Source organism: Ectobacillus sp. JY-23 (assembly GCF_023022965.1).
Lineage (GTDB): Bacteria > Bacillota > Bacilli > Bacillales > Bacillaceae_G > Ectobacillus.
Map to the genome: position 1 here is coordinate 2,727,075 of NZ_CP095462.1, position 12,542 is coordinate 2,739,616.

General features: G+C 40.5%; 8 protein-coding genes. 6 read left to right on the top strand and 2 right to left on the bottom strand.

Annotated elements, in window-relative coordinates; all coding sequences use genetic code 11:
• Positions 1–253 precede the first annotated feature (253 nt).
• Positions 254–1,801, top strand: coding sequence for an L-glutamate gamma-semialdehyde dehydrogenase (gene pruA, locus MUG87_RS14070; protein WP_247082949.1), 1,548 nt, complete (start codon positions 254–256; stop codon positions 1,799–1,801).
• Between the two features lie 240 nt (positions 1,802–2,041).
• On the top strand, positions 2,042–3,436 hold the full coding sequence (locus MUG87_RS14075) for an amino acid permease (RefSeq protein ID WP_247082950.1): 1,395 nt from the start codon (positions 2,042–2,044) through the stop codon (positions 3,434–3,436).
• A gap of 401 nt (positions 3,437–3,837) precedes the next feature.
• Here MUG87_RS14075 and MUG87_RS14080 read toward each other — a convergent pair whose 3' ends face one another.
• Positions 3,838–6,591 (bottom strand): SH3 domain-containing protein, encoded by a 2,754-nt coding sequence (locus MUG87_RS14080; protein WP_247082951.1) that lies wholly within the window; start codon positions 6,589–6,591, stop codon positions 3,838–3,840.
• Between the two features lie 593 nt (positions 6,592–7,184).
• Between MUG87_RS14080 and gatC the strand changes: the two genes are divergently transcribed.
• From gatC to MUG87_RS14100, 4 genes are all read left to right on the top strand, one after another.
• The gene (gene gatC, locus MUG87_RS14085) at positions 7,185–7,475 is read left to right on the top strand and encodes an Asp-tRNA(Asn)/Glu-tRNA(Gln) amidotransferase subunit GatC (protein WP_247087696.1); all 291 of its coding nucleotides are present in this window, start codon (positions 7,185–7,187) and stop codon (positions 7,473–7,475) included.
• 12 nt (positions 7,476–7,487) lie between these two features.
• Complete coding sequence (gene gatA, locus MUG87_RS14090) at positions 7,488–8,948, top strand: Asp-tRNA(Asn)/Glu-tRNA(Gln) amidotransferase subunit GatA (RefSeq protein ID WP_247082952.1); 1,461 nt, start codon at positions 7,488–7,490, stop codon at positions 8,946–8,948.
• A gap of 14 nt (positions 8,949–8,962) precedes the next feature.
• Positions 8,963–10,393, top strand: a complete 1,431-nt coding sequence (gene gatB, locus MUG87_RS14095) for an Asp-tRNA(Asn)/Glu-tRNA(Gln) amidotransferase subunit GatB (protein WP_247082953.1) — start codon at positions 8,963–8,965, stop codon at positions 10,391–10,393.
• Between the two features lie 372 nt (positions 10,394–10,765).
• On the top strand, positions 10,766–11,662 hold the full coding sequence (locus MUG87_RS14100) for a diacylglycerol kinase (protein ID WP_247082955.1): 897 nt from the start codon (positions 10,766–10,768) through the stop codon (positions 11,660–11,662).
• 34 nt (positions 11,663–11,696) lie between these two features.
• On the opposite strand, the gene MUG87_RS14105 is transcribed toward MUG87_RS14100, so the two are convergent.
• The gene (locus MUG87_RS14105; RefSeq protein WP_247082957.1) at positions 11,697–12,425 is read right to left on the bottom strand and encodes a polysaccharide deacetylase family protein; all 729 of its coding nucleotides are present in this window, start codon (positions 12,423–12,425) and stop codon (positions 11,697–11,699) included.
• Positions 12,426–12,542 lie beyond the last annotated feature (117 nt).

A 12,542-nucleotide genomic window follows, 5' to 3' on the forward strand; every position in this document is an offset into this window, starting at 1 on the left:
AGATGTATTTTTATAAAAGTTAGAGAGTAATGAGGATAAAGGTATTTTATAGAATGTCTACAAGCTTTTTCAAGTGAATGTTATTAGAAGTTTTTAAGTGCTTTTATGAAAACGTGCACATTTTATTTCGTTGTAAAATTATACACTTTATACAAAAACAATGTTTCAAGAAAGTTTGAACTAATCATAATAATCATGTAGAATAGAGATTGTGATGTAAACGCTTTTCATACAAAAAGGGGAGGCATTGATTATGGTAGTAGCTTACAAACATGAGCCTTTTACAGATTATACGGTAGAGGCCAATAAACTTGCATTTGAAGAAGGGTTGAAGAAGGTAGAATCTTATCTTGGACAAGATTATCCACTAATCATCGGGGGAGAACGCATTACAACGGAAGATAAAATTGTATCCGTTAACCCTGCAAATAAAGAAGAAGTTATCGGTCGCGTATCAAAAGCAAACCGCGAGCTTGCAGAAAAGGCGATGCAAATTGCTGATACAACGTTCCAAACTTGGAGAAAAACAAAGCCAGAAATGCGTGCCGACATCTTGTTCCGTGCAGCTGCAATCATCCGTCGTAGAAAGCATGAGTTCTCTGCAATTCTGACGAAAGAAGCAGGAAAGCCTTGGAGAGAAGCAGATGCAGATACTGCAGAAGCAATCGATTTCTTAGAGTACTACGGTCGTCAAATGTTAAAATTAAAAGATGGCATTCCAGTGGAAAGCCGTCCAATCGAATATAACCGCTTCTCATATATTCCACTAGGAGTAGGTGTTATCATTTCTCCTTGGAACTTCCCGTTTGCAATCATGGCAGGTATGACAACTGCTGCAGTTGTATCCGGTAACACAGTTCTTTTGAAGCCTGCGAGCACGACACCTGTTGTTGCTGCGAAGTTCATTGAAGTATTAGAAGAAGCAGGTCTTCCTGCAGGTGTTGTAAACTTTGTACCGGGTAGCGGTTCTGAAGTGGGAGATTATTTGGTTGATCACCCTCGCACACGCTTTATCAGCTTCACAGGTTCAAAAGAAGTTGGTATTCGTATTTATGAGCGTGCGGCGAAAGTAAATCCTGGTCAAATTTGGTTAAAGCGTGTTATCGCTGAAATGGGCGGTAAAGATACAATTGTAGTAGATAAAGAAGCAGACCTTGAATTAGCAGCGCAATCCATCGTTGCGTCCGCATTCGGTTTTTCTGGTCAAAAATGTTCTGCTTGCTCTCGTGCGGTTATCGTAGAAGATGTATATGATACAGTACTTGAAAGAGCAGTAGAATTGACAAAAGAATTGACGCTTGGCAACCCGGCTGAACAAGGCACATACATGGGTCCTGTAAATGACCAAGGCGCGTTCGATAAAATCATGAGCTACATCCAAATTGGTAAAGAAGAAGGTAAGCTAATGACAGGCGGCGAGGGAGATGACTCCAAAGGTTGGTTCATTCAACCTACAATCTTCGCTGATGTAGCTGAAGATGCTCGTTTGATGAAAGAAGAAATCTTTGGACCGGTTGTAGCATTCTGTAAGGCAAAAGATTTCGATCATGCAATCGATATTGCTAACAACACAGAGTTTGGTTTAACAGGAGCAGTAATCTCCAACAACCGTGCAAACATTGAAAAAGCTCGTGAAGACTTCCACGTAGGTAACCTATACTTCAACCGCGGCTGCACAGGTGCAATCGTTGGATACCAACCATTCGGTGGCTTCAACATGTCTGGTACTGACTCCAAAGCAGGCGGTCCTGACTATTTGCTTCTTCACATGCAAGCAAAAACAACATCTGAAACACTTTAATAAAAAACCTTTCCGGCTGTGCCGGAAAGGTTTTTTTGAGAAGTAAAACGGCCGATAGAGTATTAAAATTGATACAACAAGGAGGGCGATATCGCTCTTCTTTTTTTGTTTGGATGCACAGAGAAGAAAATGGAGAAAAACAACAAAATTGTACAACATTAAGGGTGCACAATTTGAAATAAGTATGCTAAAATACTAAATTGTGCAGAAGTTTTGACAATATTGTAAGGAGGAGCATCTGTGAATCAATTCTTCCATAAGAAATCGATACAAGAGATTATGGGAAATCGCGATAAAGGTCTAGAAAAAACATTGGGAGCATTCGACCTTGTTCTTCTTGGAATTGGCGCGATTGTTGGAATAGGAATTTTAGTATTAACAGGTATGATTGCGGCAAACTACGCCGGACCATCTGTTATTTTTTCTTTTATACTAGCTGCGATTATATGTACATTTGTAGCGTTTTGTTATGCCGAGCTGGCATCTGCTTTACCGACTTCAGGCGGGGTATATATTTATTCATATCTTACTGTCGGAGAACTTGTAGCATTTTTGATTGGCTGGGCACAAATGCTGATGTATATATTGGCTGTAGCTGCGGTAGCTAATGGCTGGTCGGCTTATTTTGTGTCACTATTGAACGGCTTTGGAGTAGAAATCCCTAAAGCATGGCATACAGATCCGATGCAGGGCGGCTTTGCTAATATACCGGCCATTGTGATTGTCTTGTTATTAACATGGGTGTTAACACAAGGAGCAAAGGAAAGTAAACGAATTACTAATATGATGGTCATGATTAAAATCATAATTATTGCTTTGTTTGTTGTGGTGGGTATATTTTATGTAAAGCCGGATAATTGGACACCATTTATGCCATTTGGTGTAGAAGGGATTATTGGCGGTGCTGCAGCTGTATTTTTCGCATTTTTAGGCTTTGACGCGGTAGCTGCGGCAGCAGAAGAAGTGAAAAATCCGAAGCGCGACTTGCCAATCGGGATTATTGGTTCTTTGGTCATTTGTACCATTTTATACGTTGTCGTTTCGCTGATCTTAACGGGTATGGTGCCATTTGAGCAGCTGGATGTATCCGATGCGATGGCGTTTGCGTTACATGCTGTTGGACAAGATATGGTAGCAGGTATTTTATCGGTGGGGGCATTAGCTGGTATTACAACCGTTATTCTTGCGTATTTGTATGCGGGTGTGCGAATGTTATTTGCGATGAGCCGTGACAAACTATTGCCGCAAACGTTTTCTCGCATGGATGCTAAAACAAATACACCTGTGTTTTCAACATGGTTGCTTGGTTTACTTGCAGCAGTGTTAGGTGGCTTTGTTGACTTAAAGGCATTATCTGATTTGGTAAATATGATTGCGCTCTTAACGTTTATCATGGTAGCAATTTCAGTCATAATTTTACGTCGTACCCATACAAACCTGCAACGAGGATTTACTGCTCCGTTTGTTCCGTATCTACCAGTACTAGTAATTGTTTGCTGCGCATATTTAATGTTAAAGCTAAACCATCTTACTTGGATGTATTTGGCATTCTGGCTAATTTTAGGTGCCATTTCGTACTATCTTCATGGGAAATTCCAAATGAAATTGGACAATACCCTCAGAAAAATAGGATAAACAAAACCCCTTTAGCAGCCACTAAAGGGGTTTTGTTTGGATGTTTTTGACCCAGGGCATGTTATTAATTTGATATGCTGGCTTGCGATGGGTGTATAGGTTTGGTAGACCCGGATGAAAGTGCGCTGGTGGTCCGTGAGAAGTTCTTGCGGTACACCTAACCCTAGAAGAGTGCGCGCTGGTGGTCCGTGAGAAGCTGTTGCGGTACACCTAATCCTAGAAGAGTGCGCGCTGGTGGTCCGTGAGAAGCTGTTGCGGTACACCTAACCCTAGAAAAGTGCGCGCTGGTGGTCCGTGAGAAGCTGTTGCGGTACACCTAATCCTAGAAGAGTGCGCGCTGGTGGTCCGTGAGAAGCTGTAACGGTACACCCAACCTCTCTCATTCTAGAAAGAATCTTGTATTAATATGTATGAATCTTCTTAACCTGACTCTCATGAATAAATAACGTTGTATACGCACTAGAATCAGAGAATACTTCGTAATAAGTTCCCTGTGATGTTTGGGTGGTTCCTTTAATAGCGACTGTAATGTCTTTGCCAACAGTTGCTGCTTTTTTGCCAGCTAGATTTGCAAGCAACACGGTTCCTTCTGTCACTCTCCCAAGTTCATATGTTTTATAATTACGGTTACTATACATTTTGTCTAATCGGTGCATCACGGACGAAATATTTCGAGACCAGTTGCTGTCGCTCGCATATAGTACATTCATGCCCCGAGCTTTATCTCCAAGAAACGCACCGTTATAAAACTTTGCATCAGGTGTTAGATAGTTTCTGTCAATATATCCTGCACAATAGTCAATGCCCTCTTGTAACGTTGCAAATGATGCGGCGCCATCATAAGGATTGGAGTCTACTGCTTTAAAGCCGAATAAATTGTTTTTTTCTCTGGCAATCCGGCTTGTTCCCCATGCAGACTCTACAATGGCATGTGAAAGTAGGTAAGCTGCATTCATGTTGTACTTGTTAGCAGCTTCAATAAAATAGATGCCTGTCCCAATTAAGGGGCTATCTGGTCGACTGGCGCGAATAAATGCATCTAGTTCAGCTGCTGTATAGGATGATGATACACGTAAAGGCAAGTATGCAAAGTATTGATAGCTCTCCTTTCCGCCAATTAAAGTTCGATCAAAAGCTGTATACTGTACGCCATCTTTTAAATGTGTAGGTGCATAGCCTTCATTTAAGACATAGTAGCTATTGGTAGCGACCTGGTATGAATTATAAAGAATATTGCCTGCTTTTACTGTATAAAAAGAGGTTTTCGTTTTGAGTAAATTAGGATGTAGTTCTACATCTTGTGCAAATACATACCCATTTTTACCATCGAAAGACACATGAATACGGGAGCCATCTACTTTAACAAACTTTAAATCTGTGTTTGGGGCAACATATGTTACCTGTTTGTGAGTTTGCAGGTCATATATATTAGTAACTTTATTGGTACGTACAAACCCCTGTTTCATATCAATAATTTTTCCGTTTCGTGTCACGTAGCCGTCTGATTTTAATGAAGCAAAGGCTTTTGCAGCTTCTTGTTGGTTTGCCTGCAGCATGCTGTAGGAGCCGGTAACGATAGAATATGAAGCGGTCCCTTTGTCAGTTTTAACATATCCTAAAGAAATATAAGCATATTTACCATTAAACGCAATTTTCCCCCAGCCATTTTCTTTGCTTACGATTATAACGGATTGACCTTGATTGAGCTTTCCTACAATGGCACCGCTGGTAGAAGGAGTAGATCTAACATTTAAAGTAGCTGTTGTAACAGATGTTTCTTCTTCTTGTAAGGGCTGTACTGCAAGAGCGGGTATAAATGCTTCTTTGTCGTTAAATAGAATGGTTAACCAACCCTTAGCCTCTGACAAGACTTGTACTTCGCTGTTCTGTTTTACAACACCGAGCGACTTTCCTGTATAAGCAGCCTTATCGTATACTGTGGTTTGTGGGACTGTAATCTGTTTTTTTATAGTCTCTTTTAAAGGTGTATCTTTGAACTGTAAATACTTTGTTAATACGAATGCTTCGCGTCCGTTCAGCCAAATTTTTGTCCATGTTTTCTCCTGACCAATCACATCCACTTTACTTCCTTTTTTCATTTTATCTACAATCTCCGCTTGTGAAGAAGCTGTAGCATACACATGTAATAGGGTAGCTGTAACAGTTGCTGATTCTGTTTTAGGTGGTTCGGGAGTTGGTGCCGGAGCAGGATTCGTTACAAAACGCAAAAACTCAGTAGAAACGAAAGCGTCTGTACCGTTAAAAGAAATTTTTGTCCAAGCCCCTTGTTTGGCAAGAACAGAAACAGTTTGTCCCTTATTCAACTTGCCGAGCACTTTGGCAGAAGTAGAAGCAGAGGATCTGACGTTCAGTTTATCGGCAGTAACAGTGGCAGACTCAGGCGCACTCGGAGCGGGAGTTGGTGTCGGAGCTGGATTCGTTACAAAACGCAAAAACTCAGTAGAAACGAAAGCGTCTGTACCGTTAAAAGAAATTTTTGTCCAAGCCCCTTGTTTGGCAAGAACAGAAACAGTTTGTCCCTTATTCAACTTGCCGAGCACTTTGGCAGAAGTAGAAGCAGAGGATCTGACGTTCAGTTTATCGGCAGTAACAGTGGCAGACTCAGGCGCACTCGGAGCGGGAGTTGGTGCCGGAGCAGGATTCGTTACAAAACGCAAAAACTCAGTAGAAACGAAAGCGTCTGTACCGTTAAAAGAAATTTTTGTCCAAGCCCCTTGTTTGGCAAGAACAGAGACAGTTTGTCCTTTATTCAATTTTCCAAGTAACTTGCTAGAAGTAGAGGCAGAAGCTCTGATGTTAAGCTTGTCAGCAGTAACAGTAGCTGTTTCACGAGACGTTGCATGCTCCTTTGATGCAATTGGTTTAATATAGTCCATCGAAATATAAGCTTTTTCACCATTAAATAAGATGGTTCCCCAGCCATTTTGTTGTTTCGTTATAGAAACGGCTTGTCCTTTTTTTAGACTTCCGAGTACCTTTCCTTTTATAGAAGGCTCAGAGCGTACATATAAGTTGCTTGCTTCTACTGTTCCAGTTGGCTCTGATTGTTCCTTGGCAAACACATTGGGAGCAAATAGCGACAAGTTAAGTGCAGCGATTGTTCCTAAAACGGTGGCTTTGTTTGTATAGTTCATATAGAATCCCCCTTTTATATGACTCATATAAACTGTCATATGTAATCTAATCGTAAAAGATAGAAAAAATAGTAACCCTTTCATAATTTATATCTTTAAAACTGTTTTTATAAATATTTATATAATTAATTATAATAAAATGAAGACGATAATTGTGTATTTTTAGAAAAAATATATGAAAAATTAAAAAACTTATAGAATCTGTTGAAATGTATTGTTACTTTCCATTACGGGATTTCCCTTTAACCCGCTTAGTACGCAAGCTATTTCCTCCAATCAACAAGTGCTAATTCTCAACATAAGGCTTTCATACAGCCCTTATATTACGTACAATGAAACAAAACGAGGTTCTTTTTTAGATGAGAGAAACGAAAGGACACTGGCCAGCGCTCGATAGTCCGTGTTGAGCGAACCCATATACATTCATTGAGTTGTTCTAGCGCTTTTGTTTCAAGAACCTGCAAGTATAGAAGAAAGTAGTATTTTGAAGGAGACACAGGTTGCTTGTCGCTTTGAAAATTTGGTATTATCAGTATCATATGAAGACAAAGATAGTTTGCAAGTTATACACTTTAGATGGAGGTGTCTGAATGATGTCAAGAATTTCGGTCGAAAATGTAAAGCATGTTGCACATTTGGCTCGATTGGCCATTACGGAAGAAGAAGCGGAAAAGTTTTCGAAGCAACTGGATGCAATCATTACATTTGCGGAGCAATTAAACGAGTTGGATACAACAAACGTAAAGCCAACCTCGCATGTGTTAGAAATGAAAAATGTGATGCGTGAAGACGTTGCAAAACCAGGTTTACCTGTTGAAGATGTGCTGAAAAATGCTCCGGACCATAAAGAGAATCAAATACGCGTCCCGGCAATTTTAGAATAGGGGGAAACATAGATGGCTTTGTTTGAGCATTCTGTATCGCAATTACATAAGAAATTACAAGATAGAGAAATCTCTGTTACGGATTTAGTAGAAGAATCATATAAAAGAATCGCTGCAGTGGAGCAGAAGGTCCAAGCATTCCTGACACTTGATGAAGAAGGAGCACGCCAAAAAGCGATTGCCCTTGATCAGAAACTAAGTAGTGGAGAAGAAACCGGTTTGTTATTTGGTTTACCGATTGGTCTAAAGGACAATATTGTTACGAAGGGGCTTCGTACAACCTGTGCTAGCAAGATACTAGCAAATTTTGATCCAATTTATGATGCGACAGTTGTGCAAAAGCTGCATACAGCAGAAACTGTAACAATTGGAAAGCTGAATATGGACGAGTTTGCAATGGGTTCATCAAATGAAAACTCTGGTTTTCATCCGACGAAGAACCCCTGGAATATTGAATACGTACCAGGTGGCTCCAGTGGTGGTTCCGCTGCCGCAGTAGCCGCAGGTGAAGTGTTGTTTTCTCTTGGTTCTGATACAGGCGGATCCATTCGTCAGCCCGCCGCTTATTGTGGTGTTGTCGGCTTAAAGCCAACGTACGGTCGTATCTCCCGCTTCGGTCTTGTAGCGTTCGCTTCTTCGTTAGACCAAATTGGTCCTATCACAAGAAGCGTAGAAGATAACGCATATTTGTTACAAGCTATTTCAGGTCATGATGAGATGGATGCCACATCTGCAAATGTAGCAACAGCAGACTATGTGGCTGCTTTAACAGGAGATGTAAAGGGATTACGCATCGCTGTTCCGAAGGAGTACCTAGGAGAAGGTGTTAGCGAGGAAGTACGTCAATCTGTTTTACAAGCACTGCAGGTGTTAGAGAGCCTTGGTGCTACTTGGGAGGAAGTATCACTTCCGCATTCGAAGTATGCACTGGCAACGTATTATTTGCTATCTTCTTCAGAGGCATCTGCAAACTTAGCACGCTTTGACGGGGTTCGTTATGGCATGCGCTCTGATAATGCCTCTAGCCTGATTGAATTGTATAAGCAAACGCGTAGCGAAGGATTTGGAGATGAGGTAAAGCGCCGTATTATGCTAGGCACTTTCGCCTTAAGCTCAGGATATTACGACGCATATTATAAAAAAGCACAACAAGTACGTACGTTAATTAAGCAAGACTTTGAGAATGTATTTTCAAACTATGATGTGATTATTGGACCGACAACACCAACGCCTGCTTTTAAAGTAGGGGAAAAGGTAAACGATCCATTAACTATGTACGCAAATGATATTTTAACGATTCCGGTAAACCTTGCTGGTGTGCCTGCTATTTCTGTACCTTGCGGATTTGGTGCAAATGGTATGCCGCTTGGCTTACAAATTATTGGCAAGCATTTCGATGAGACAACGGTATATCGTACAGCTCATGCATTCGAGCAAGCAACAGAACATCATAAAAAAAGGCCACAATTGTAAGGAGGGGAAAGATAATGAACTTTGAAACAATCATTGGTTTAGAAGTACACGTGGAATTAAAAACAAAATCAAAAATCTTTTCCGCCAGCCCGAATGCATTTGGAGCACCACCAAACACGCAAACAAGTGTAATTGAGCTGGGTTATCCGGGGGTGCTGCCTGTTTTAAATAAAGAAGCTGTTGAATTTGCGATGAAAGCTGCTATGGCTCTAAATTGCGAGGTTGCAACAGAGACAAAGTTTGACCGTAAAAACTATTTCTATCCAGATAACCCAAAGGCATATCAAATTTCTCAATACGATAAGCCAATTGGCGAAAACGGCTGGATTGATATCGAAGTCGATGGTGTCAAAAAGCGAATCGGTATTACACGTATTCATCTAGAAGAGGATGCGGGCAAGCTTACACATACGGGTGACGGCTATTCACTTGTTGATTTCAATAGACAAGGAACACCTCTTGTAGAGATTGTTTCTGAACCGGATATTCGCACCCCGCAAGAAGCGTATGCATACTTAGAAAAGTTAAAATCCATCATTCAATATACAGGGGTTTCTGACTGTAAAATGGAAGAGGGCTCGCTGCGCTGTGATGCTAATATCTCATTGCGCCCAGTTGGACAAGAGAAATTTGGTACAAAAACAGAATTGAAAAACCTAAACTCCTTCGCCTTTGTACAAAAAGGATTAGAATATGAAGAAAAACGCCAGGAGCAAATTTTACGTGCCGGCGGTGTTATTGAGCAGGAGACACGTCGTTACGATGAAGCAACCAAAACAACTATTTTAATGCGTGTGAAGGAAGGTTCCGATGATTATCGTTACTTCCCAGAGCCGGATTTGGTTGAATTATATATCGACGATGCTTGGAAAGAGCGTGTTCGCGCTGAAATTCCTGAGCTTCCAGATGCGCGTCAAAAGCGTTATGTAGAAGAATGGGGGCTGCCAGGTTATGATGCAGGTGTATTAACAGCAACAAAAGAAATGGCAGATTTCTTTGAAGCGACAGTTGCAGGCGGAGCGGATGCAAAGCTTGCTTCCAACTGGCTGATGGGAGAGGTGTCAGCTTACCTCAATAAGCAGCAAAAAGAACTCAAGGATATCGCCCTGACTCCTGCAAGCCTAGCAAATTTAATTACTTTAATTGAAAAGGGTACAATCTCTTCTAAGATTGCCAAGCAAGTGTTTGCGGAGCTGGTTGAAAAAGGCGGAGATCCGGAAGCGATTATTAAATCAAAAGGACTTGTTCAAATTTCAGATGAAGGCACACTGCGAGCCATGATTACAGAAGTGCTGGATAAAAACCCACAATCCATTGAAGACTATAAGAATGGAAAAGAAAAAGCGATTGGCTTCTTGGTTGGACAAATTATGAAGCTTACAAAGGGACAGGCAAACCCGCCTCTGGTAAACAAGCTTTTGTTGGAAGAGATAAATAAGCGATAAGGTAATTTGTAAATAGGAATAAAGCCTTCCTTTTTATCAAAGCTTATGTTATCAGAGAAGTGCCCAATCAGCTTTACAGAAAATAATATATCGTTGTAAAAGAGGTGTCCTTATCACTTGGGGGCCCCTTTTTTCTGTTTAGCTCCGTGTTAATAGTTAGAAAAAATGAATTGTAACAGAGCTTTTCATAGAGGTAGGTGTTTAAACAAACGTTTGTTTACTTATACTATACAGATGAGCATAAGCGTTCACCAAATTGTGCGATAGCATTCTTATGCTCGTGTTGGCTGTTTGTTCATAAAAATGGTAAAATATATGATGGTGTACATAGAATAAAAAGAAATTTTATCTACTGTTGAGGATGGATAGGATATGAAACGAGCAAGAATTATATATAACCCAACTTCTGGACGTGAGATTTTTAAAAAGAATTTACCAGAAGTACTTGAAAAATTAGAAAAATCCGGCTACGAAACATCTTGTCATGCGACAACCTGTGAAGGCGATGCTACAAGAGCTGCAGCAATAGCGGCGCAGCGCGGTTTTGATTTAGTCATTGCAGCAGGTGGAGATGGTACATTAAATGAAGTAGTGAATGGGTTGGTAGGACAAGAGCATCGTCCGAAATTTGGTATTATTCCGGTCGGTACAACCAATGATTTTGCCCGTGCAATTGGTGTACCACGTACCATTGAAGAGGCTGTTGATATTATTTGTGAGGGACATTCCGTACCGCTTGATATCGGTAGAGCAGGGGATAAATACTTCATTAATATTGCAGGTGGCGGTCGTATTACTGAACTAACATTTGAGGTGCCAAGTAAGCTGAAAACCGTTTTAGGGCAACTCGCCTATTATTTAAAAGGCATTGAGATGCTACCTTCTCTTCACCCTACCTATGTGGAAATTGAGTACGACGGCAAGCTGTTGCAAGAAGAGATTACCCTCTTCCTGATTACAAATACAAGATCTGTAGGTGGATTTGAAAAGGTAGCGCCATATGCATCTATTAATGATGGCTTATTTGATTTGCTTGTATTGAAAAAGGGGTCTGTAGCGGACTTAATTAAAGCTGCATCACAAGCGCTGCGAGGAGAACATATCAACAACCCACGTATTTTATATACACAGGCGAACCGCATCAAGGTTACAACACCTGAGAAGTTAATGATTAATCTTGACGGTGAGTACGGCGGAGATGCACCAATGGAATTTGAAAATATGTATCATTATTTGGAGCTGTTTGTTCCAAAAACAAGAGCAGAGTAAAAAATAAACGAAGGCCTGTGCCTTCGTTTATTTTTTATTGTAAAAGCTGTTTGAATTCTTCCAACGTCGTATCGTATTTTACAAATTGCCGGGGGAGCTTGTAGCGCTCGTTACTTACACCAGTTTCCTTGAAAAGACCTGCTCGTACCGTAACTGCAAACTGATAATATTTCTTTGTTTCTTCAATAACTGTATCGTTAAAAAAACCGTATGGATAAGCAAAAGCGATAACCGGTTTTTCTGTGATTTCTTCAATTATTTCCTTTGCGGTTTTCAGCTCATATTCATAATTAGAAACCTTCGTTAAATCAGGGTGGAACATGGTGTGTGATTGAATGGAGAACAAACCGGAGTTTGACATAAGACGTAAATCTTCTTTTGAAAGTCGCTTTGGCCTTCCGATAAAGCCTGCAGCTACGAAAATAGTGGCAGTGGGTTGGAAGTTAGCATCCTTGACTTTTTGTAGAATGCGAAAGGCATTCATATTGTTTTTGTATCCATCGTCCAACGTAATAAAAATAGGTTTTTTTACATGAGTAATCTCGTTCCAACGTTCAAATGTCAAAAGTGTATAGCCATTCTCTTTTAAGTAATGTAATTGAGCTTCAAAATTTTGTGGAGATACATACAAGTCGCGTAGACCGCTTCCGGTAAACTTTTCAATACTGTGATACATCAGAATGGGAACAGATTTCCCCGCCCCTTGCACAACCGATAAAGGTATATGAAAAAGTAAAATCATGAATATACATATCCATCTCATCGCACCTCCTCCTTTCGTATATAGTGTACCGCTTTAGCTATTTTTCTTGCACATTTTTGGTATAAGTGCACCAGCAATCGTAAATGGATAAAGGAAGGACAAATATGATACAATGAT